The following is a 23,250-nucleotide window of genomic DNA, read 5'->3' as shown; positions in this document are numbered from 1 at the left end:
CTGCGTCGTCTCTCAAACCTGCCGGCCGCCTCTAGACCTCAACAGGTGCGGCATTCAAAGGCGGCCCGCCTCTCCAAATCCCTGCGTGACCTCCACCTGCCCGTCATCAAAGTGCAGGGTTCGCTCGGGCCAGCGCAGGGCAGCCAGTTTGAAGGCGTGTCCTACAGCGGCGCCAGACTTTCGCTCCTGCCAGCGCCCGCCCACAGAGAAGTCCACGCAAAACACATTTCCGCGAGCGCCATGCCAGGAAAGCGGATGGGTGTTTTCGAAAAGGTCAGCATCATCCTTGCCGATGGCGGTGCGATCGACGGCGCGCAGGCGCCGCCAGTAATGCCCCACCACTACCGGCGTGGAGTCTACATATTTGTCCCACCAGGCCACCCGGGCAACGAAGCGCCATTTTCCACCGGCAAAGAAGGGAATCTCTCCTTTCTGCTCCACGCCGGATGTCAAGACTTTCAGCGGGTTCACCATTTGCTTGTTGGCCTCAAATTCTGCATGTGCGTGCAGGAAAGGCGGTTGGTGCTGGCTGCTTTCCAGCCCGTGCGGCCAGGGGCTGATTTCCTGGGCCATGCGCGCTGCAAGTGCAGATTCTCTGGCCTGCTGCTGGCCCATTCGTTCCCACTTGTCGAATTCGTCCCTGACGCTTCCCAGCGGTAGTTGGCGGACTGCGGCGATCTGTGCCTCTTGCCAGGCGGCATGAACGATGCGCAGATCAGGCCGTTCCAGGCCAATGGGCAGGTCCGACAGAAATTCGACGATCTCACTGCGTTGCTGCAGGGTAGGCCGATTGAAGGGGGCGTATTTGTCATGGTCGCGCGCCATGCGCGCATCGAAGAACCACCCGGATCCGTCCTTGACGTCTTCACGCAGAAGATTAATTTCGTGGTTACCAAGCACCGCCAAGGCACGACCAGATTGAACCCACTGCCTTCCCAATTCCAACACGGCCGGGCTGTCAGGGCCGCGGTCGCAGAAATCTCCCACGAAGACGACCTTCCGGCCATCAGGGTGGTGGCCTTGCTGGTCATAGCCCAGATGGTCCAGCAACTGAAGAAGCGCGTCTAATTCACCGTGAATATCGCCCACGATGTCCAGTGGACCAGGGGGAAGGGGCTGGATAAGGCTCATGAGTGTTTTTAAGCTCGCGTGAATGCAGTTCCGACAGAGAATACATGCATGACATCTTCTGCCCTGGTATGGCTGCGACGCGATTTGCGTTGCCATGATCAAGCCGCTCTTTATCACGCGCTGCGCCGATTTGAGCGGGTTTACTGCGCCTTTGTTTTTGATACCGACATTCTGGACGTTTTGCCCCGCCGAGAGGACCGGCGCGTGGAGTTCATTCACGCCAGTGTGACGGAACTCCACGAAGCATTCCAGGCCATGGCGTTGAATGGCGGGGCGCCGGGCTCAGGGGCGCCCGGCTCAGGGACGCCCGGCGTAGGGGCGCCCGGCGGGGGAGTCATCGTAAGGGTGGGCTCGGCGGCGCGCTGTATTGTCGAATTGGCGCAAAGTCTGGGCGTGCAAGAGGTCTTGACCAACCGAGACTACGAGCCGCAGGCGGTAGAACGTGATCAGCGCGTCAAGCAGGGCTTGCGTGCCTTGGGCATTGCGTTTAGCGACTACAAAGACCAAGTGCTGCAAGACCGGGACGAGGTGCTCACCCAGCAAGGCCACCCCTATAGTGTGTTCACGCCCTACAAGCGAGCGTGGCTGCAAAAGCTGGACGATTTTCAGTTGAAGCCCTACCCAGTGGAGCGGTACGCCCACCATCTGGCCGCCTTGCCCCCGGGAGAGAGCATCCCTTCCCTGGAAGACCTAGGGTTCAAGACCACTAACTTGAAGCAGCTGCGCATTCCCTTGGGCATGAAGGGCGCGCAGCAACTGCTGCAAGACTTCTTGCCCCGTATGCACTCCTATGACGAAGACCGTGACTTTCCCGGGCGCAAAGGGGTGTCCTATCTCTCGGTGCATTTGCGATTTGGCACGGTCTCCATTCGCCAACTGGCGGCGCTGGCCCAGGAGCGTGCATTGCAGGGTGACCCAGGCGCTTCCACGTGGCTTTCCGAGCTGGCATGGCGCGACTTCTACTTCATGATCTTGCACCACCACCCGCATGTGGTGACACAGTCATTCCGCCCAGCCTACGACCGTGTCGCCTGGGACGAAGCGCCTGAGCTGTGGCAGGCCTGGTGCGATGCTCAGACCGGATATCCATTGGTGGACGCTGCCATGCGGCAACTGCACCAGACGGGCTACATGCACAACCGCCTGCGCATGGTGGTGGCCAGCTTTCTTACCAAGGACCTGGGCATCGATTGGCGCAGAGGTGAACGCCATTTTGCAGAGCACCTGAACGACTACGACCTGTCAGCCAACAACGGCGGCTGGCAGTGGGCCGCTTCAACGGGGTGTGATGCGCAGCCCTGGTTTCGCATTTTCAACCCGGTGACCCAGTCCCAGCGGTTTGACCCCGATGGACGGTTTATCCGCAAGTACGTGCCTGAGTTGGCCAAGGTGCCCGACAAGCACATTCACTTTCCGGCTGGCATGAAGCCGGCGGAACTGCAGGCATGTGGCGTTCATTTGGGTCAAACCTACCCCGAGCCCATTGTTGACCACGCCAAAGCACGTCAGCGCACGCTCATGCGATTTCACTTTCTGAGTGAGGACGCCAAGCCTGCACGAAATTGAGTGCGATGGACCAGGTCTCGACACGCGGGTCATGGTTCTTGAATGTCTTTGGATGCGTCCGAGCGTTGCTTGCTCCGGGCCGAGCGGTCGATGAGCAACCAGGCGAAAAGCAACGGAGCTATGAAGGCAAGCGCTGCCAGGAGGATATGAAGTAGATCAGTCAAGGTTATGAGACCCAGAATCCCGGGGTTTCGATCTGGCTTCATGCCGCATAGCTACACGGTCGGAAACCCGAAAAAGAGCGATGAACCCCGCAATGACGGATAGAACGAATACTAGGTCCTGGAGAAACTGAGGCATTTCGCTGCGTCTTGTAGGTCTTGAGTGCTCCGCTGACCATACGCTGAAGCTGCTCGGCGCGTCGTAAATTCCGCATAAATTCTCGCTCAGCTTTCGAGAGCTTCGCTCCCTATGTATCGCCTCCTGGCCGCACCCTCTGTGGAGCAGGGCGCGTGAAATTTACGCAGAAGTTATGACGACACGCAACGTTCAGGCGAATACTGGCGCATGGCAACTTCGCCGTTCGATTCCGTTAAGGATATGCGTCTCAAGCTCTTCAAATCTCTCGCGAGTACCGCTGCGTTATGCAGTGGTTTTGTGCTCTTCGCGTGGCCCACGGCCGCTGCCGCACAGCTCACTGGCAGCCTGGCACTGACCTCTGACTACGTTTGGCGAGGCTCTTCCCAAACGCGCGAGAAGCCTGCCGTCCAGGGAGCCGTCAAGTATGCCCATGGGTCTGGCCTGTACGCATCGGTGTGGGGTTCCAACGTCAAGTTCAAGCCCGACAACGGTGCGACGACTGAGTTCGATATCGCACTGGGCTGGAACGGGAACGTCGCTGAGGACTGGGCGCTTGACGTGTACCTGCTTCGCTATCAGTACCCGGGCTCTAGCGCGAACCTTAACTGGAACGAGGTCAACGCCGCAGTGACTTGGCGGGGCAACTATTGGGTATCGGTAGGTCATTCCACGAACGCCATGGCGAGCCGCGCTACCGGCACCTACGTGCTCGCCGGAGCGCGCTACCCCATCAACGATCGTTGGCGTATGGAGGGAACCTTGGCGCACTACGTCCTGGACAGTGCCTACGCGGACAGCTACACGCATGGATCCGTAGGGGTCATCTGGGTGTTCAAGGCGCCATTTGAAGCGCGGTTGACGCTGCACAGCACCGACTCGGCTGCCAAGCGGCTGTTTCCTGGCATGGCCGGCTCGCGCGTTGAGTTTGCGCTGCAGGCTTCCTTCTAGGCCTGTCCTTGACCGCACTTCTTAACGGAATTCACAGATTTTCAAATCATGGTTGAACCACTTTTACTACTAGCACTGCTCATCCTGTTGGGCTGGCCATTGGGCCGCTACCTTGCGGCGGTCATGCGTGGCGCCCCCATGCGCAGCGATGTGATGTTTGCCTGGGCCGAACGCCCTCTCTACGCGTTGCTGGGCACTCGGCCCCAGGTTGGTATGAGCTGGCGTGGATATGCCGGTGCGTTCCTGTTGTCCAACCTGCTGCTCGCGCTCGCGGTGTGGGTGATATTCATGACGCAGGCTTGGCTTCCGCTCAATCCGGACGGGGTGCCCAATATGAGTTGGGACTTGGCGCTGCACACCATGGTGTCTTTTCTCACGAACACCAACCAGCAGCACTACTCGGGCCAGGCTCAGCTGTCTTACCTATCTCAGATGACGGGCATCGTGGGCCTGCAGGTCGTCACGCCTATCATGGGCCTGGCGATGGTCGCGGCCACATTGCGCGGATTGTTCGGCGGCCGCCAAGCCATGGCGCAGGAACAGAGCCGCTCCAATACAGCAGATGCCAAGGCTGCCATCGACGTAGGCAACTACTGGGCTGACGTCATCCGTGCAGCGCTGCGCTTCGTGCTTCCGCTGTGTCTCGTGTGGTCTGCGCTGCTGACTTGGCAGGGCGTACCAGCCACCCTCTCGGCAGGGCCCGTAGCGACGCCCGTCGAAGCCACGACTGAGTTCAAAGAGCAAAAAATCCCGCTCGGCCCAGTGGCGCCCATGGTGGCTATCAAACAGCTGGGGAGCAATGGTGGCGGATGGTACGGCCCCAATAGCTCGGTGCCGCTGGAAAACCCCACGCCCCTTAGCAACTTCCTGGAACTCTTTGCGATTGCCATCATTCCTGTATCCATTGTGTTCATGGTGGCTCCGTTCACGGGTCGGCGCAAGTTCGGCACCATGGTGTTCGGCACCATGCTCGTGATGTCGGTGCTGACGGCGGGCATCAGCCTGTGGTCGGAGAGCAATTCAGCTACCACGCTGGATCTAGCGTTGATGGAAGGAAAAGAGGTCCGACTGGGCGCAGAGGCGTCCGCGCTATGGGCATCCACCACGACACAGATCAACAACGGCTCCGTGAACTCGATGCTGGACTCCGCTGCGCCCCTGACCGGAATGATGTCCATGATCAACATGCTGATCAATGCCATCTGGGGAGGAGTCGGATGCGGCCTGATGCAGTTCCTGGTTTATCTGATGCTCTCTGTCTTCCTGGCAGGCCTGATGACTGGGCGTACCCCGGAACTGTTCGGGCGAAAGATCGAAGGCCCGGAAGTCAAGCTGCTAGCTGTCCTGGTGCTGTTGCAGCCGCTGGTGATCCTGGGATTTACCGCCGTCACCTTGGCTGTGCCCAGCCTTACAGGCAACTCGAACCCAGGGTTCCACGGCATCAGCCAAGTCTTCTACGAGTATGTCTCAGCCTTTGCCAATAACGGATCGGGCTTTGAGGGTTTGGGTGACGCAACCGTGTGGTGGAACGTCAGCTGCGCGATTGTGTTGGCACTGGGTCGCTTCCCCTCGCTGGTGATTCCGCTGGCCATCTCCGCCATGCTGGCATCCAAACGCCGATCCCCTGAAAGCTCCGGGACGTTGCAGGTGGAGACGCCAACGTTTGCGATCACGCTGATTGGCATCGCCGTCGTCCTCACGCTTTTGCAGTTCATGCCTGTGCTGGTGCTTGGCCCCGTCGCAGACCACTTGCTGCTGACTGAGCTGCTGGCTCGGTGAAGGGAAACGAAAAATGACTACTACGAATGAAAAATCCTCGATAACGGACGGAAACAGCTTCAAGCCCGCGTTCATCGATTCGTTCAAGAAGCTGGCTCCTCAACACGCCATCAAGAACCCGGTGATGGCCGTGGTCTGGCTAGGTACCGTCCTGACAGCTGTGGCCACCATCGCCGGTTGGACGACCTCGGGCTTTGGCTGGTCCGTGACGCTTATCCTGCTGGCAACCGTGTTGTTCGCCAACTTCGCCGAAGCCGTCGCAGAGGCGCGCGGTCGTGGCCAGGCAGCCTCGCTGCGCCGCGCTCGCAAGGACCTGGTTGCACGCCGGCTTGATAAATCGGGCAAAGAATCCACTGTGCCGGGGGCTGAGTTGCGGCCCGGAGACCTGGTGGTTGTAGAAGAAGGTCAGCTTGTTCCTGCGGATGGTGAAATCGTTGAAGGAATGGCGACCATCAACGAAGCAGCGGTGACGGGAGAGTCCGCGCCAGTGCTGCGCGAAGCGGGGACTGACCGATCCGGTGTCATCGGCGGCACTAAAGTCCTGTCTGATCGGATTGTGGTGCGCGTGACTGCCGAGCCGGGAGCCAGTTTTCTGGATCGCATGATCTCCCTCGTCGAGGGCTCGAACCGGCAGAAAACGCCCAACGAGATCGCTCTGGGCATTGTGCTTGCCGTCATGACGCTGACCTTCCTGATCGTGGTCGTCACGCTGCCCTTCATCTCTGGGTTTGTGAACGTTGAAATCAACATCGTGTTGCTGGTGGCCCTGTTGGTATGCCTCATTCCTACCACCATTGGTGGCTTGCTGCCGGCTATTGGCATTGCGGGGATGAACCGGGCGCTCAAAGCCAATGTACTGGCCAAGTCCGGCAAGGCGGTGGAGGTGGCGGGCGACGTCGATGTGTTGCTGCTGGATAAGACCGGAACGATCACCTACGGCGATCGCCAGGCCACGGCTTTCTATGCACTCGCTGGCGTTGACGCGACCCAGCTTCGCCAAGCCGCGTTGCTCGCTTCATTGGCTGATCCAACGCCCGAAGGTAAGTCAATTGTCAAACTGGCCCGTGAGAAGGGCGAGAAACTGGTCGATCCGGAGCATGCTCACTTTCTGCCGTTTACCGCGCAGACTCGCATGTCTGGAGTTGACTTGCCTGGCAACCGGGTGATCCGCAAAGGCGCCATGGATGCGATCGTCAAGCACGTGCAGGCGCTGAACGGCCACGTTCTGGCCGAGCTGGAAGTGCGCGTGCACGATGTCGCTCGCAAGGGGGCTACGCCTCTTGTCGTCAGCGATGGCCACCACGTGCTCGGTGTCATTGAACTGTCCGACGTGATCAAGCGAGGCATCAAGGAGCGCTTTGCCCGCTTGCGCGAGATGGGCGTGAAGACGGTCATGATCACTGGCGACAACAAGTTGACTGCCGCCAGCATTGCCGCGGACGCCGGCGTAGATGACTATATTGCCGAGGCCACACCTGAAGACAAACTCGCCCGCATTCGTGCCGAGCAGGCCGGAGGGCGCCTCGTGGCCATGGTCGGAGATGGCACCAACGACGCACCGGCGCTTGCGCAGGCTGACGTGGGGCTGGCGATGAACTCCGGCACGCAAGCTGCCAAGGAAGCCGGCAATATGGTGGACCTGGACTCAGATCCAGCCAAGCTTCTTGCGGTGGTGGAGATCGGCAAGCAGCAACTCATCACGCGCGGTGCGCTGACGACTTTCTCGCTGGCCAATGACGTGTCCAAGTACTTTGCCATCTTGCCTGCTCTGTTCGCTTCTGCGATTCCTTCCATGGCGGCGCTCAATGTCATGAACCTGTCGAGCCCGTCCAGCGCTGTGCTGTCTGCATTGATCTTCAATGCCTTCATCATCCCGGCCTTGATTCCGCTGGCGCTGCGCGGCGTTCGCTTCAAGCCGGCCAGTGCAACCCAATTGCTGCGCAACAACATGCTGATTTACGGCGTGGGCGGGGTGGTGCTTCCGTTCATTGCAATCAAACTCATCGACATGATTTTGTCGGCTCTTTTCCACATTTGAGGTGATTTCCATGAGCGTGAACTCTTCTCTCTCTTCACTGCCTCCCCAAGCCCGCAAAACCAGTGGTGACGTCTCTCCGGTGACCGACCGAGGGGTGTGGCGCGGTGCCATCGGCCTGACAGTGCTCTCCCTGGCCGGCTTCGGCTTTCTCTACTCACTCGCTGGAGTAGGTATTGGACAAGCCCTCTTTCCTACCACGGCGAACGGCAGCATCATCACGCGTGACGGCAAGGTGATGGGCTCCGAACTGGTGGCCCAGCCTTTTGGCAGTGACCAATACTTTCAGTCGCGGCCCTCTGCAGCCGGCTACAACACCATGGCATTGGCAGGCAGCAACCAGGCACGCACCAACCCCGATCTGCGCAAGCGGCTGGAAGAGGCTCGCCTGGCGGTGGCGCAGCGTGAAGGTATTGAGCTCTCTGCTGTGCCTGGCGATCTGATCACGCAGTCCGGCGGCGGGATAGACCCTCACATCAGTCCGGTCGGTGCAGCCGTTCAGATCGCTCGGGTGGCCCGTGCACGGGGCTTGGCGCCGAAACTCGTTCAAGGGATGGTGGCTGAGTACACCGAGAGCAAGCAGCTAGGTTTTCTGGGGCAGGAGCGGGTCAACGTGTTAAAGCTGAATCTGGCCTTGGATGCACGACAGTCGGGTTCTGGAAAGTCGTCTGCCAATGGGCCAACTGGCACGGCAACTCCCTGAGCTTGTCGAAGGCTCGCGCAAGGCTTCGACAGGCTCAGCCCGAACGGGTTTTGATTGTTCAGAGGCTGCTAATTGGTGGACCAAGACTAAGGAATCTCAAAACCGCCCTAGCTCAAGGCATGCCAATCTCACGATTCTGCGTTGATCGTGTTCAGGGATGTTGGATATGTTGAGTGGAATTGAGTCGTTCTGAGTCAACTCCACCCGTTCGGCCTGAGCTTGTCGAAGGCTTGCGCAAGGCTTCGACAGGCGCAGCCCGAACGGGTTCTGATTGTTCAGAGGCTGCTAGTTGGTGGACTAAGACTATGGAACCTCGGGGCCGCCCAAGCTCGGGACATGCCAATCTCACGACAGGCTTGCGTCACCGGAATAGATTTACATTAATGAAAGCAAGTTGGGTTTGCGCATCAGATCGGCCGTGAGTCGCTGACTGGCATATCCGTCACAAAAAACCTATGGGCTCTGAAAACACAGAACAAGCTGACGCGCTCATCGGTGAGCTGCGGCGCCAGGCGGCGGGGAGGTTGACCGTCTTTCTTGGTGCGGCACCCGGGGTGGGAAAGACATACGCCATGTTGGCGCGTGCGCGCGAGTTGCATCGTCAGGGTGTGGATGTTTTGATAGGGATCGTGGAAACGCATGGGCGTAGCGAAACCCAGGCCATGGCCGATGGCCTGCCGCACCTGGCACGCAAGAAGGTGGAGTACCAGGGTCGCATGCTCGATGAGATGGACCTTGACGGCCTTCTGGCGCGTAAACCTGCCATCGCACTTGTGGATGAATTGGCCCATCGCAACGCGCCGGGCAGTCGGCATGAGCGCCGCTGGCAAGATGTGGAGGAGCTTCTCGATGCGGGCATCGATGTCTACACCACAGTCAATATCCAGCATCTGGAAAGCTTGAACGATGTAGTGCACCAGATCACTGGCATTCGGGTGAACGAGACGGTGCCCGATGCCGTGTTCGAGCGTCTGCGGGACATTCGGCTGGTTGACCTGCCGGCGCAAGAATTGATTGAGCGCCTGAACCAGGGCAAGGTGTATCTTCCCGAGCAGGCGACCCAGGCCCTGCAGGCATTCTTCTCTCCCTCCAATCTGACGGCGCTACGCGAATTGGCCATGCAGACTGTCGCAGAGCATGTCGATGCCGATCTGCGCGAGAAGCGCACGGCTCGCGGCTTGGCCGACATCGGGATTCAGCGCCATGTGCTCATTGCCATTGATGGGAAAGGCCAGTCGGAGTACCTGGTCCGGGCGGGCGCACGGATTGCGGAGCGCCGTGGCGCGCCTTGGTCTGTCGTGTCGGTGGATACGGGGCATTCTGCGGACGCGGCGCTTCATGCTGAAGATCTCGAGCATGCGGTATCTCAACGCCACTCGATGGCGCATGTGGAGCAGCAGCGCCAAATTGAACTCGACAAGGCCTTTGCGCTCGCGCGCAGCCTGGGCGGCCAGACCGAGTTGATACACAACACGGACATCACGCAGGCGCTACTGGACGCCGCCGCTGCGCGAGGGGCTCGTGCCATAGTCATCGGACGCACGCGCGAGCGCCCGATTGCTCGAATTTTCAACCGTACGCTGACCCAGCAGCTTTTGCAAAGAGGTGCGCGGTATGAGCTGACCATTGTCAGTACCCCTCAGGTGAGACAGCGTGCACGGCGATTCCAGGACCTGGCAGGCGAGCGATTGGCCAAGGGCGAAGCAGCGCTGATCTTGTTTGCCACTTTGGGTGCCGTCGTGGCGGCGGCCATAGCCGAGCGGTTTGTGGGGTTGGAAGATCTATCCACAGTGTTCCTGGTGGCCGTTCTGTTGGTGGCGTCGCGAACGCGCATGGCGGCGGCGGTCATCACTTCGGTGCTGTGCTTTCTGGCGTATGACTTCCTGTTCATCGAGCCACGCTTTACCTTTCTCATCAGTGCGCAACGGGGTGTGGCCACTGTGCTGCTGTTCATGGCGGCAGCGTTGATTGCAGGACGTCTTGCATCGAGGTTGAGAATGCAGGTGATCTCTTTGCGTGCAGCGAACACGCATGCCACGGTCATACAGAATCTGGCACGGCAATTGTCCAAGGCGGCCGATCTTGGCCAGGTGATTTCTGCGAGCTCATCAGTGCTCCAGTCCAGCTTGAATGCCCAGGCATGGCTGCGCATCAACGGTGAATCCGGCCCGGTTTCAGTTGAAAGTGAGTTCTCGGAGAAAGAGCTCGTAGCTGCTGAATGGTCGGAACAACATGGGCAACCCAGTGGCCGTTACACGGACACATTGGCCAACTCCAGTTGGTGGTTTCTACCTATTCGCGCCGATCAAGACACGCTTGGCGTCGTGGGACTGCGGTTTCCCTCCGCGATGGGGCGGCTTTCGTTCGAGCAGCGTCGCCTTGCAGAGAGCATGACAGAAGACATCGGGCAGGCCGCGTTGCGTGCTCGCCTGGTCTCAGAGCTGGAAGTCGCGCGGGTGGCGGGCGAGACAGAGCGCTTGCGTTCAGCGCTGCTGTCATCGGTATCGCACGATCTGCGCTCGCCTTTGTCTTCCATGATAGGCGCTGCTGATAGCCTGGCCCGTTATGGCAAGGACATGGTGCCAGAGGACCGCCGAAGTCTGTTGGACACCATTCGAGTGGAGGGCGAGCGACTGGATCGCTACATTCAGAATCTGCTGGACATGACCCGGCTGGGCCAGCAGGGCCTGACCTTGGCCCGCGATTGGATCGGTGTGGATGAACTCATTGGTTCCGCCTCACGGCGCCTTCAGCGATACGAGCCTTCGGTGAAGGTGGAAAGTGCCATCGACCCCCAGATCGGCTTGATCCATGTCCATCCGGCATTGATCGAGCAAGCCATCTTCAACGTGATGGAAAACGCCGCAAAATTTTCTCCACCGGGAGAGCCCGTCATGGTGCAAGCCAGGCTCGCTGAAGGCCATACTGTCCGCATAGATATTTCGGACAGCGGGCCAGGCATTCCTGCGCATGAACGTCGCCGGATATTCGACATGTTCTACAGTGTGGAGCGCGGTGACCGCGGCAAGCAGGGAACAGGCCTTGGCCTGACGATTGTCCAGGGCATCGTGGGCGCCCATATGGGAACGGTGGAGGCATTGCCTGGGCCGCAAGGGCGAGGCACATCCATCCGGCTGACTTTGCCACGAGGTGAGCTGCCGGACAAGGAGGTTTGAACAGGTGAGCCAAATAGTCGATTCCGCACCCGCGCCGCGCGTCCTCATCATTGACGACGAGCCCCACATTCGAAAACTGATCGATATCAGCTTGCGATCGCAAGGCTATCTCACCTTGTTGGCCGCAACCGGCCAAGAGGGCTTGAGCCTGCTTGCAGGAAGGGGCGCTGACGTTGTGGTGCTGGATCTGGGGCTTCCTGATCGGGACGGCCAGGATGTTCTCAAGGAACTGAGGCGGTGGTCGCGGGTGCCTGTCATTGTGTTGACCGTTCGTTCGGGTGAGGAGGAAAAGGTGGCGCTGCTGGATGCCGGTGCCAATGACTACGTCACGAAGCCGTTCGGAATTGAAGAGCTCATGGCACGCATTCGTGCCTTTCTTCGAGTGAGTAATTTGCGCAGCGAGACCGGGCCGGTTTTTGACGATGGAACTCTGCATATCGACCTCGCGCAACGCGAAGTGCAGGTTCTCGGGCAGTCGGTCATCCTCACCCGTAAGGAGTTCGCACTGCTGGCCTTGCTGGTTGAACAGTCAGGCAGGCTGGTTCCCCAGTCACAACTATTGAGGGAGGTGTGGGGACCAACCCATCAAGAAGACGCCCATTACCTGCGGATTCTGGTTGGGAAACTGCGGCACAAGCTTGGCGACGATGCGTCTGCACCGCGGTACATCGTGACGGAGCCGGGCGTAGGGCTGCGATTTGTCGGCAAGGATCGCCTCGGCGCATCCTGAATCGGCACCAGGGTTACGCCTCCAGGCAAAAAAGGGCGTCCTGAATCTGGGCTGCCAAGGAAGCTCCGCGTAGACTCACGCCCGTAAAGGAATGCTTCCCATGTCATCTTGGTTTCGACAGTTTTTAGTCTATGCAGTCGTCGTATTGCTGTCCATATTGCTGATCGGGTTGATCATCCAGTACGGGGCAGCTCTTGCGCCTGCGGCCGCTAGCGCACCGGCGGCGGACGCCAAAGGTCTTTTTGGCACCATTCACGACAACATGGCACACCCCTTGAGCCGGTTGTTTGTCCAGTTGCTGGTCATCATTGCAGCAGCGCGTCTGGCAGGTGCTGTCTTCGTTCGATTTGGCTTGCCTGCAGTGGTCGGCGAAATGACGGCGGGCCTGTTGTTGGGGCCTTCCTTGCTCGGATGGGTGTGGCCACAAGCCTTTGCGTTTGTTTTTCCCACCGATTCTCTGGGGGCACTGCGACTTTTTAGCCAGATTGGCATCTGCCTGTTCATGTTCACTGTGGGCATGGAGCTCCGGTCAGACCATCTGCGCCACAAGGTTCGCTCGGCGGTGGCTGTCAGCCACGCCAGCATCGCGGTGCCTTTCCTGCTGGGCACGGCGCTGGCGACCGTTTTGTTCGAAAAGCTCGCCGGACCGCAAGCGAGCTTTCGCGCCTTCGCACTGTTCCTCGGCATCTCATTGAGCATCACGGCATTTCCCGTGCTTGCGCGCATTCTTCAGGAACGGGGCATGACCCATACTCCCTTGGGGGCTACGGCGATTGCCTGTGCGGCGGTAGACGATGTCACCGCATGGAGCATCATGGCCTTCGTCGTGGCCATATCTCGCTCGTCAGACTTGGCCGGAGCCGCGGTGGCACTGGTGCTCGCACTGCTGTTTGTCGTAGTGATGTTGACGGTCGTCAAACGCATCCTGCCGCGCTGGATGGACACTTCCGGTCAGGAGCCATCCTCAAGTGCCCTGGCTATCGTGGTGTTCGTCATGGTGGCTGCCAGCCTGTCGACGGAGCTGATTGGGATACATGCCTTGTTTGGCGCTTTTCTGGCCGGCGTGGTGATGCCCGATCGAAACGACTTCCGAGACCGCGTGCGTGTTCGGGTAGAAAAGTTCAGCAGTGTGATGCTGCTGCCTTTGTTTTTTGCCTTCACGGGTTTGCGGACAGAGATCGGCCTGATCTCCAGCATGGGCGACTGGCTGATCTGCGCCGCGATCATCGTGCTGGCTACGATAGGCAAGCTGGGCGCAACGGCGATTGCGGCGCGCTGGACCGGCATGGGGTGGCGCGATTCCTTGCAATTGGGCGCGCTCATGAATACCAGAGGTCTCATGGAACTGATCGCGTTGAACATCGGTTACGACCTGGGCATCTTGTCGCCGCAGATTTTTACGATGCTGGTCATCATGGCCTTGGTCACCACCTTCATGACGGGCCCGCTGCTGACCTTGTTTCAGCGTGGGCAAGGCCAGGACATGCCGCTGAACCGTCCTAGCTGAAGCCTGGGCTGGCCGATCACTTGCCTCGCTCAGCCAGCCACTTCTTCATCATGTCAATTTCACGGGCCTGGGCACGGATCACTTCATCAGCCAGCTTGCGCACCTGAGCATCCTGGCCATATTGCAGCGCCACCTTGGCCATATCAATCGCGCCCTGATGGTGCGGAATCATGCCGCGCATGAAGTCAATGTCGGCGTCGCCGGTGAAGGCTATCGCCATGTCTTTGTGCATGCGGTCGTTGCTTGAGCGATAGGCCGCGGTCGAGGCCTCGTTCGGGCTGCCGGCCGTGGCTTTCTTGCCGTTTTCGTCGAGCCAGGTCTTCATCATCGCGACCTCGCTTTCCTGTGCTGAAATCACGTCCTTAGCCAGGGTTCGAACCTGCTGGTCCTTACCGTGCTGGAGCGCGACCTTCGCCATGTCGATGGCCGCCTGATGGTGCGGAATCATGCCGCGCATGAAGTCGACATCGGCGTGTCCTGTGAACTCAGCACCCATCCCGGCGTGCATTTGATTGTTGATGGCGCGGTACTCTGCGGTGGAGGGACTGTCGTTGCCTGGCGCGCTGGCGGGCATGGTGTGTCCTTCATGGCTGCCTTGGCCACTGTCAGCGCCGTGCCCACCGTGTGCGCCGCTTCCACTGTGGGCGTTGGTGCTGGGGGCCGTGGACGATGGTTCATGTTTCTGACACGCAACCAAGCCCGCTGCAGCTACCACCACTGCAGCGACTAGCAGCGAGCTGCGTTTGTGGTCCTTCATAAAATCTCTCCTTGAATTGGGGTTCCTGCTGACTCTATTCCTTCCCACAGTGGGAAGGTCAAGTTCTTATTGAGGATGGGTGCTTCTAAGCCTGGGAGGCGAGAATTCGTCGAGAATTTAGACTGACCCGATTTTGCCGCTTCAATCCATGCCCAATCATGTCCACCCTGACGAGATCCGCTCGAACTTCTCTAGTGCGCTCTCTGATATGTATAAAACCGAGGTGCCGCTGTACGGCGATTTGCTGGATCTGGTGGCTGACACCAATCGCCGCGTGCTTCAAAGCGACTCGACGCTCATGCACGCCATGGAAGAATCGGACCAGCTCCACCGCCTGAACGTGGAGCGGCACGGGGCCGTGCGCCTCGGTACGGCCGCGGAGTTGGAGACGCTGCGCAGGGTTTTTGCCGTGATGGGCATGGTCCCGGTGGGCTATTACGACCTGTCTGTTGCGGGCGTACCCGTGCATGCGACCGCCTTTCGCCCGATTGAAGAAGCCTCGCTGCGGCGCAACCCGTTCCGGGTCTTCACTTCGCTGCTTCGGCTCGAACTCATCGACAATGCCGAACTGCGAGGCGAGGCGGAGAAGATTCTCGCCCGGCGCGACATCTTCACAGGCCGCTGCCGTGAACTGCTTGATGTGGCCGATGCGGAAGGCGGGTTGAACCTGGCCCAGTCGACTGAGTTTGTGCAAGAGGTTCTGGAGACCTTCCGCTGGCACAGCGAGGCGACTGTTGATGTCCAAACCTACCGCCGGCTGCGCAGCATTCACCCGCTCATAGCCGATGTTGTTTGCTTCAAAGGGCCGCACATCAACCACCTCACGCCACGCGTTTTGGATATTGATGATGCGCAGGCTGAGATGAAGGCACGCGGCATCAAGGCCAAGACCGACATCGAAGGGCCGCCCCGTAACGATTGCCCGGTACTTCTGCGTCAGACCAGCTTCCTGGCGTTGGATGAACCCATACGCTTTGTTGGCGATGCGGCCCACGGCACCCACACGGCTCGCTTCGGCGAAATTGAGCAGCGCGGCTGTGCGTTGACTCCTGAAGGCCGCATGCGCTATGACGGCTTATTGCAGTCAGCGCTTGCAGACACGGCCCAGGGCACCGACAGGGCAGAAGCCATGCGAAAGGCCTTTGAACAATGGCCCAACTCACTTCACGCGCTGTTCAGTGAAGGTCTTGCATTTGTTCGGTTTTTACCGGGTCGCGCTCACCTCGAACAAGGACGCAAGCTTGCTGATGGTTTGTCTGCGCAAGCCTTGGTCGACGAGGGTTGGCTACAGATCGAAGCCCTGGTGTACGAAGATTTCCTGCCCGTGAGCGCGGCCGGCATCTTTCGCTCCAATCTTGGCGCTGAAGTGCGGGCGGGCTATGAAGGCGGTGGCAATCGTGCGGAATTTGAACGGGCACTCGGTACAGCTGTGCGCAGCGAGTTCTCGCTTTACGAAGCCGCGCAGGAGCGATCACTGGCCGAAGCGTTGAAGGCCTGCCATGCAGTCCCTCAAACCGACGGCGCTTGAGTTTCTGCTAATTGGAGGCCGCCTTGAGGCCTGTAAGCTGCGCTGGCGCCGCGTAACCCACGGCAATCCCCAGGCTGGCGCAGCGCTCCGGTCCTAAGCGCCAGGCTTATTGGTCCGCTTTTCTTCTCTGAGCATGAAGAGGTAGAGCCCTTCCACCTTCTCTCGTGCCCAAGGTGTCTTGCGCAAAAACTTCAAACTGGAGTTCACACTGGGCTCATGCGAGAAACAACGCACCGGTATCCGCTCGGCCAAACCTGCCCACCCGTACCGAGCCTCCAGCGCGCGAACAATCGTCTCCAGCGTCATGCCGTGCAGCGGATTCTTGGGTTGGGAAGTGGGTGGCGAAGCTTCGTGCATCCCATCATTGTGCACGGGCGCTCAACAAGAATTTGCTCCAGCCCGGTAACTTCCTGGTCCTGTCCCGGGTGAATTCTCCTTCACGCAAGCGGTAGAAGATATCCACTGATCAGCGCATGGGAGACTCCGATGCGCTAATCTGTGCGGGGACATGCAACCAGGCCGACCAGGCCGATCAGCCGGGCGAGTCCGGCTCTTCAGGCCGGAGCGAGCACCATGTGATCGGGCGCTACGTTACGGTAAGTCCTGTCCGGCGTGACATAGCTGAGCGGATGCCGCTGTGTGCGCAGATCCATCCCCACGCGATCAATGGCGGTCGCACGGTGTCGTCTATAGGCTGGGTCGGGCACCGGTACGGCGGAGAGCAGCTGCCGCGTATAGGGGTGCTGAGGGTTGTTCAGCACGGCGTCGCGCAGGCCGATCTCGACGATCTCGCCTAGATACATCACTGCAATGCGGTGGCTGATGCGCTCTACCGTCGCCAGATCGTGCGAAATGAAAAGATACGCGAGGCCAAGCTCTGCCTGCAGCTGCAGCATCAGATTGATGATGCGCGCCTTGACCGACACATCCAGTGCAGACACGGATTCGTCGGCAATGATCAGGCTGGGTTGCAGTCCCAGAATGCGTGCCAGGCAGACTCGCTGGCGTTGCCCGCCCGAAAACTCGTGCGGGTAGCGGCTGGCCATGTCCGGGTCCAGGCTGACTTTGCGCAACGCGCCGGCTACTTGATCAGCCACGGACGAGCGGTCCGACAGCCCATGGAACAGCAATGGTTCGGCGATGGCTTGCCCTATGGTCTGGCGCGGGTCCAGGCTGGCGTAAGGGTCTTGAAAAAGAATTTGCATGCGCCTGCGCAAGGCCGCCAATGCGGTTCGCGGTTGGCGCGAGATGTCTTGCCCCTCCAGCTCGATCGAACCACTGGTCGGAGGCACCAGGCCGATGATGGAGCGGCCTATGGTCGATTTGCCGGAGCCGGATTCACCCACCAGCGCCAGCGTCTCACCGGGCTGAATGGTAAAGGAGACATTTTCCACGGCATGTACGCGCGCAGAGATCCTGCCAAACAGGCCGTCACGCACGTCAAATCGCGTTGTTAACCCACGCACTGCCAACACAGGCGGCACGTCGTTTCGAGGCAAGCTGGCCTCGAAGGTGGGTGTCTGCGTCTGCCCGGTAGCAGTGTCCACCAGGTTGAAGGGTTCAGGCTGAGGCTTACCCTTCAAGTCACCCAGGCGCGGTACGGCAGCCAGCAAGGCTCGGGTATAGGCGTGCTGCGGTGCCTTGAAGATGTGCTCAGTGGACCCAGCTTCCACGGCATGGCCCTGATACATGACCAGTGTGCGGTCAGCGATCTCCGCCACCACACCCATGTCGTGCGTGATAAACAAGGCAGCCATACCCGTGTCGGCTTGCAGTTCCTTGATCAATTCCAGAATCTGGGCTTGTATGGTCACGTCCAATGCCGTGGTCGGTTCGTCGGCGATCAGCACGTCGGGTTGGCAGGCCAGCGCCATGGCGATCATCACCCGCTGACGCATACCCCCGGAGAACTGCTGTGGATAGTCCTTGATGCGGCCGCGCGCGCTGGGCACATGGACCCGGTCCAGCAGACGCACTGCCTCTTCCAGTGCGGCGCGTCCTGTCAGCCCCCGATGTTGGCGCAGCGCTTCAGCGATCTGATAGCCCACACTCAGGACAGGATTCAGGCTGGTCATGGGTTCCTGGAAAACCATGGATATCCGGTTGCCGCGGATGGCCTGCATGGAGCGCTCGGATAGCGATGTCAGCTCTTGACTGCCTAAGGCAACGCGGCCCTCGGTGCGAGACTGGTCTGAAGACAAAAGCCGCATGATCGCGAGGGCCGTGACGCTTTTGCCCGACCCGGATTCGCCCACAATGGCCAGGGTTTCCCCAGCCTCGAGATGGAACGAAACGCCATGGACCACTTCTCGCCATGCGTCCTGCACACGGAAGGACACGCGCAAGTCTGCGACTGAGAGTAGGGGCTCAGGAATGCGGTCCATAGTCTTTGAAGGAGATGGTGGTGTCACGTTGGAGCTGTTCGATCAAACCCACTTCCCAGTCGATGTAGGTCTTGAACGCACCGAAGCGGTCCTCGCGGAAATAGGGTGACAGCCATACGTCGTCGGCAGGGTCATGCCATAGGGCTTGGTCGGTTTGCAAGGTTTGGCCGCTGTCCTTCCACGCCTGATGGGCTCCAGCGAATACGCGTACCTTGTTCTCACCAGCGATGCGCGCGATGTCGGCCGCCGCCAGGCGCGCCAGTGCGGGGTCGGCGGCTACGACCAGAATGTCCCGGCCTGCTGCTGCATCCAGAAGGCGCTGGTCAATGCGCGAGCGCAAGGCGAACTGCGCACCGGGAATGTGGCCGGCGCGGTAGGCCTGGCTACCTGAGAAATCGAAAAGTGAAATCTCGTTGGCGTCGAGCCCTTGTTTGAGTTCACCCGCGGTGATGGACGCTGGCGCTTGGGGCAAGCCCACAGTTGCCCGGCGTGAGGCGCCGATCTCCAGCGCATCTGTCGCAGGGTCCAGACCGTAGGTGTAGACCTCTTTCCAGCCGAGCTGGATCAACCAGGAAGCGGTGATGGCTGAACGTACCCCATTCTGGTCGTCGACCAGCACCACACGGGCATGATGGGTGGCAATCCATTGGTCGGTGGCTTGCACCAGTTGCCCGCCTTCAGCCCAGACGGACAGCGGCAGATGGCCATCCTGATATTCCTCGCGCGTACGCACGTCAAACAAGTACAAGGTGCGTGAGGTGTCCGCACGAAGGGCGTCAAGTTCGCTTCGGTCGAGATTCTGGATGCCGAAGCGTTCGCGCAAGGGCGCTATTGAACGCAGGGCTTTCTGCAAACCCGCTTTCGACGGAGGTGGCGCCGTGTTGTGGTGCTTGGTGTTCAAGGGGTAGCCCGCATGCAGCCAGGCCATTGCGCCGTTCTCCAGGGCCACGACGCGGTTGGGCAGGCCGGTGTTGATGAGGGCTTGTGCGCCAATGATGGAACGGGTGCGCCCTGCGCAGTTGACCACGACCAGCGTGTCTTTGGACGGTACGAGGTCATGCACACGGTAAGGCAGTTCGGCGTTGGGGACTGCGTGAGCGCCCGGAATGCTGAAGTTGTAGAACTCATCTACATTGCGGCCATCCAGTACGACCAGGTCTGCGTTGCTGTCCAGCAGAGACTTCAATTCCTCCGGTGGTATGTGGGGGGTGCCATAGGCATGTTCGACGAATTCACCAAACGCTTTGGAAAGCACATGCCAGCCGGTGTAGACCTCGAAGCCGGCGTCACGCCAGCCTTGCACGCCATGTTCGAGCAGGGCGACATCGCGGTACCCCACCTCTATGAGTCGTTGCGCCCCGCGCTCTGCAAGGCCGTCCGCACCGGCGTCATAGACGACGACGGGTGTGTCGCGACGCGGAATCAGCGCATCGACCTGGACCTCCAGCTGGCTGAGCGGCAGGGGAATGGATTGCAGCACATGGCCGTCATCTACGTGGCGCGCCAGTTCGCGCACGTCAATGACCGCGATTTCCCGCGGTTCCTGCAAGCGCTGAGCCAATTGCCGTGCAGAAATCGTTTTGACCGGGCTGGTTGGGGTGAAAGTGTCAAACACTTCGGAAATGAGAGCGCTCATGGCTTGTCCTTTTCGTGATGAAGATCAGATGAGAGACCGAGGGCCGGGCTCGACACCGTTGAGGTAATAGTTGCCAAGATGGAAGAGCTTCCATCGCAGAGGGTCGTGCAGGGTATGGGTACGTGCATTGCGCCAATGGCGGTCCAGGTCGTACTCCGCCAAGGTAGAGCGGGCCCCGGTCAAGGCGAACAATTGGTCGGACACCTTGAGCGCTGCATTGCCGCAAGCGATACGCGCGTCGGCAGTGGCCAGGCCCGCGTGCAAGGCGGCATCCTTGCTGCCGTCGGCCCAGGCGCGGTCGATGTCGTCGGCGGCGCCTTGCAGGAGGCGGGCGGCCGTACGGACGTCATGGCTCACATCGCCAAAGGCCTGGATGATGAAGGGTTCCTGTGCATGGTGCTCATGCGGGTTGTCTATCCAGGGGCGGTTCTGGTTCAGGATGTAGTGGCGCAGGTCATCCAGGGCTTCTTCTGCAATGCCTAGATCAATGGCCGAATGGATCAGAGCCGCCAGCAGCCGGGTTGGACGCGTCGCATCCCCCGCGAGGTAGTAGGGAAAGACGTGAAAGTCCGGGATGAAGACATTTTCAAAAAGCGTCGTGCCGCTGGCGGTCGTGCGCTGGCCCATGCCGCTCCAGTCGTTCACCAGCTTCACGCCAGGGGCCTTGGCGTCAACGAAGAACATCAACTGCCGGTTCTGATCATCGTAGCCAATGAAGGGAATCCACTGGGCGAAAGCAGCCCCCGTGGAATAGAACTTTTTGCCGGTGACCGTCCAGCCGCCGTCCACCTTGCGCAGGTCATGCTCATAGGTGCCCGCCCGCTTGCGTGAGTTCTCAGAATGCGCATTGCCGATGCTGTCACCGGCCAGGATGCGCTGGTAGAAAAAATCGGCCTGCTCTGGCGTGCCGAAGGAGAACGTGGGAAGAAAGCAAAAGTGATTCTGCGGGATCTGCCCAATGCTGGGGTCCGCCTTGGACAGGATGCGGAAAACTTCTCCCACCGTGCGCGCTGACGCACCCAGTCCGCCGTACTGACGCGGCACCGTAATCGCAAACACACCCGCCTGCTTGAGTTCGGCGATTTCCTGATGGGGCAGGCACCGTTCGCGGTCGCGCTCTACCGCGCCTGAGCGAAACCTCTCCGCCAGCCGTTCTACGGTTTCTATCACCGCAGCTTCATTCTCTAGTCGCTCTGCGGGTTGGATGGCAGCCTCAGGCTGGGGCATGTACGGTCTCCATGATTTTCAAATGTCGGTATTGGGGTTGAGCAAAAGGCTCACGCCGTTGCCAATGGCCGTGATGGCAGCAACAGTCAGCACAATGGCGCATCCGGGTATGGCGGTGATGTACCAGGCCGTGCGCAGCACTTGCCTGCCTGCGCCCACCATGCTGCCCCAGGACATGACGTTGGGGTCGCCCAGGCCTAGAAAGGCCAGGCCTGCTTCCGTCAGGATGGCCGTACCCGCGAGGATGGTCGCCGTCACGATGGCGGGTGAGATGACGTTGCGCAGGATGTGCAGACGAACGATGTGCGGAGCGCTCAGGCCCAGGGCAAAGGCGGCGGCGATGTATTCGCTGGCGCGCACTCGCAAGGTCTCAGCCCGTATCAGGCGTGCCGTCTGCGGCCAACTGGTCAGGCCGATGGCCAGCACAATGGTCAAGATCGTGGGCTTGAAGATCGCCACGATGGTGATGACGAAGATCATGGAGGGCATGGTCTGAAAGAGTTCGGTCACGCGCATCAGCGCATGGTCCACCCAGCCCCCGAAGTAGCCTGCCGCCAGGCCGATGGCAATCCCCAGTGCGGACGACAGGCCAGCCGCAGCCAGCCCCACGAGCAGCGATACGCGTGCGCCGTAGACCAGCCCCACCAGAATGTCCCGCCCAAAGCTGTCGGTTCCCAAGGGAAATCGGGGATCTTCTCCGGGCCACAGAAAGGGCTGACCCACCATCGCGAAAGCGTCTTGTTCGAAAACCCAGGGCGCGGCCGCGGCCCACAAGGCAGTCAGTGCGAGCAGGGCCAGCGCAGCCACTGCGGCCGGGTGCTGGGCGAAGCGGCGCCAGGTTGTCGCAGAGGTGCTGCTCATTTAAGTTCTATCCTCGGGTCCAGGGCGGCGTAGATCAGGTCGGTGGCGATGTTGGTCAGCATGACCACCAGCGAACTGCAAAAGAGAATGCCCAGCAACAGATTCAGATCGCGCTGCGATACGGCATCAAAGGCAAGCCGCCCCAGACCCGGCCAGGCAAAGACCGTCTCGATCACCACCGATCCGCTCAGGATGGAGCCGATCTGCATACCGGTGACTGTGACGATGGGCAGCAAGGCATTGCGCAGCACGTGAACGACGGACACCCGCACGTTGCTCAAGCCCTTGGCATGCGCTGTGCGTACGAAGTCCAGGCGTTCTACATCCTTGATGGCCGTGCGCGTGATCCGTGCGTAGATGGCCAGATAGAAAAAGCTCAGGCTCAGCACCGGCATGATCATGTGGCGGGCGATGTCCAGCAAACGGGCGATGCCTTCGTATTCGCTATCGATATCCTCGACGCCCCCCGTGGGCAGCCATTGGAGGTGAATGGAGAACAGCACGATCAGCATCAGGCCGATCCAGAACAAGGGCGTGGCAAACCCCACCGTCGTGAGGATGGAGATGCCGTTCTTGATCCAGGGCCGCCGTGTATTGGCCGAGAGCCAGCCCAGGCCAACTCCTGTCACGCAGGCTAGCAGCAGGCTGGCGCTGGCCAGAAGAACGGTGGCCGGCAGGCGCTCGGCAATGAGCACCGCCACGCTCATGCCGTTGCGAAAGGAAAAGCCCAGGTCGAAGCTGAGCAATTTGCCGTAGTAGTGCATCAGTTGCAGCGGCACGGACTGGTCTGTTCCGAACTGTTGGCGCAGCATGGCCATCAGCTCGGGCGTGGCTGCGCCCATCTCCCCGGCCATCACATCGGTGATGTCCCCGGGCGCCATCTTCAGCAGAAAGAAGTTGGCAAGAATGATCAACAGGGCAATCGGAATGACCTGGACCAACCGGTGGATGAAATAGGCGAAATAGCGCAGCATGGTGGTGG

The 23,250-nt window shown here is 60.1% G+C and carries 17 protein-coding genes; 9 read left to right on the top strand and 8 right to left on the bottom strand.

Annotation, left to right across the window (positions count from 1 at the left end; translation table 11 throughout):
• Positions 1 to 54: 54 nt before the first annotated feature.
• Entirely contained in the window at positions 55 to 1,131 is a 1,077-nt protein-coding gene (locus ABIE13_RS18710; RefSeq protein WP_354446203.1) for a metallophosphoesterase, read from the bottom strand.
• Positions 1,132 to 1,179: 48 nt separating this feature from the next.
• Between ABIE13_RS18710 and ABIE13_RS18705 the strand changes: the two genes are divergently transcribed.
• The 8 genes from ABIE13_RS18705 (at position 1,180) to ABIE13_RS18670 (ending at position 13,875) form a co-directional block, all read left to right on the top strand.
• Positions 1,180 to 2,697, top strand: a complete 1,518-nt coding sequence (locus ABIE13_RS18705) for a cryptochrome/photolyase family protein (RefSeq protein ID WP_354446201.1) — start codon at positions 1,180 to 1,182, stop codon at positions 2,695 to 2,697.
• 507 nt (positions 2,698 to 3,204) lie between these two features.
• Positions 3,205 to 3,945 (top strand): TorF family putative porin, encoded by a 741-nt coding sequence (locus ABIE13_RS18700; protein ID WP_354446199.1) that lies wholly within the window; start codon positions 3,205 to 3,207, stop codon positions 3,943 to 3,945.
• Positions 3,946 to 3,993: 48 nt separating this feature from the next.
• Positions 3,994 to 5,724, top strand: a complete 1,731-nt coding sequence (gene kdpA, locus ABIE13_RS18695) for a potassium-transporting ATPase subunit KdpA (RefSeq protein WP_354446197.1) — start codon at positions 3,994 to 3,996, stop codon at positions 5,722 to 5,724.
• 13 nt (positions 5,725 to 5,737) lie between these two features.
• Positions 5,738 to 7,762 carry a potassium-transporting ATPase subunit KdpB gene (gene kdpB, locus ABIE13_RS18690; RefSeq protein ID WP_354446196.1) on the top strand — a complete coding sequence of 675 codons (2,025 nt, stop codon included), beginning with the start codon at positions 5,738 to 5,740 and terminating at the stop codon, positions 7,760 to 7,762.
• Between the two features lie 10 nt (positions 7,763 to 7,772).
• Positions 7,773 to 8,462 carry a potassium-transporting ATPase subunit KdpC gene (kdpC, locus tag ABIE13_RS18685; protein WP_354446194.1) on the top strand — a complete coding sequence of 230 codons (690 nt, stop codon included), beginning with the start codon at positions 7,773 to 7,775 and terminating at the stop codon, positions 8,460 to 8,462.
• Positions 8,463 to 8,917: 455 nt separating this feature from the next.
• On the top strand, positions 8,918 to 11,638 hold the full coding sequence (locus ABIE13_RS18680; RefSeq protein ID WP_354446192.1) for a sensor histidine kinase KdpD: 2,721 nt from the start codon (positions 8,918 to 8,920) through the stop codon (positions 11,636 to 11,638).
• A gap of 4 nt (positions 11,639 to 11,642) precedes the next feature.
• The gene (locus ABIE13_RS18675) at positions 11,643 to 12,368 is read left to right on the top strand and encodes a response regulator transcription factor (protein WP_354446190.1); all 726 of its coding nucleotides are present in this window, start codon (positions 11,643 to 11,645) and stop codon (positions 12,366 to 12,368) included.
• Positions 12,369 to 12,468: 100 nt separating this feature from the next.
• Positions 12,469 to 13,875, top strand: coding sequence for a cation:proton antiporter (locus tag ABIE13_RS18670; protein WP_354446188.1), 1,407 nt, complete (start codon positions 12,469 to 12,471; stop codon positions 13,873 to 13,875).
• Between the two features lie 16 nt (positions 13,876 to 13,891).
• Here ABIE13_RS18670 and copM read toward each other — a convergent pair whose 3' ends face one another.
• Positions 13,892 to 14,632 (bottom strand): CopM family metallochaperone, encoded by a 741-nt coding sequence (gene copM / locus ABIE13_RS18665; RefSeq protein ID WP_354446186.1) that lies wholly within the window; start codon positions 14,630 to 14,632, stop codon positions 13,892 to 13,894.
• Positions 14,633 to 14,780: 148 nt separating this feature from the next.
• Here copM and hglS point away from each other — a divergent pair, with 148 nt between their 5' ends.
• Entirely contained in the window at positions 14,781 to 16,160 is a 1,380-nt protein-coding gene (gene hglS / locus ABIE13_RS18660) for a 2-oxoadipate dioxygenase/decarboxylase HglS (protein ID WP_354446185.1), read from the top strand.
• 93 nt (positions 16,161 to 16,253) lie between these two features.
• On the opposite strand, the gene ABIE13_RS18655 is transcribed toward hglS, so the two are convergent.
• From ABIE13_RS18655 to ABIE13_RS18630, 6 genes are all read right to left on the bottom strand, one after another.
• Positions 16,254 to 16,517, bottom strand: a complete 264-nt coding sequence (locus ABIE13_RS18655) for a VF530 family protein (protein ID WP_354446183.1) — start codon at positions 16,515 to 16,517, stop codon at positions 16,254 to 16,256.
• A gap of 197 nt (positions 16,518 to 16,714) precedes the next feature.
• Positions 16,715 to 18,544 carry an ABC transporter ATP-binding protein gene (locus ABIE13_RS18650; RefSeq protein WP_354446181.1) on the bottom strand — a complete coding sequence of 610 codons (1,830 nt, stop codon included), beginning with the start codon at positions 18,542 to 18,544 and terminating at the stop codon, positions 16,715 to 16,717.
• On the bottom strand, positions 18,528 to 20,180 hold the full coding sequence (locus ABIE13_RS18645; protein ID WP_354446179.1) for a rhodanese-like domain-containing protein: 1,653 nt from the start codon (positions 20,178 to 20,180) through the stop codon (positions 18,528 to 18,530). Before ABIE13_RS18645 ends, ABIE13_RS18650 begins: the two co-directional genes overlap by 17 nt.
• 24 nt (positions 20,181 to 20,204) lie before the next feature.
• Positions 20,205 to 21,407 (bottom strand): SfnB family sulfur acquisition oxidoreductase, encoded by a 1,203-nt coding sequence (locus ABIE13_RS18640; protein WP_354446177.1) that lies wholly within the window; start codon positions 21,405 to 21,407, stop codon positions 20,205 to 20,207.
• A gap of 18 nt (positions 21,408 to 21,425) precedes the next feature.
• On the bottom strand, positions 21,426 to 22,268 hold the full coding sequence (locus ABIE13_RS18635) for an ABC transporter permease (protein WP_354446175.1): 843 nt from the start codon (positions 22,266 to 22,268) through the stop codon (positions 21,426 to 21,428).
• Positions 22,265 to 23,242 carry an ABC transporter permease gene (locus ABIE13_RS18630; protein ID WP_354446173.1) on the bottom strand — a complete coding sequence of 326 codons (978 nt, stop codon included), beginning with the start codon at positions 23,240 to 23,242 and terminating at the stop codon, positions 22,265 to 22,267. The genes ABIE13_RS18635 and ABIE13_RS18630 overlap by 4 nt, the downstream gene beginning before the upstream one ends.
• Positions 23,243 to 23,250 lie beyond the last annotated feature (8 nt).

The sequence above is a fragment of the Ottowia thiooxydans genome (genome assembly GCF_040548795.1).
Classification (GTDB): Bacteria; Pseudomonadota; Gammaproteobacteria; order Burkholderiales; family Burkholderiaceae_C; genus Ottowia; species Ottowia thiooxydans_A.
This window is presented reverse-complemented; position numbering and strand designations above follow the sequence as displayed.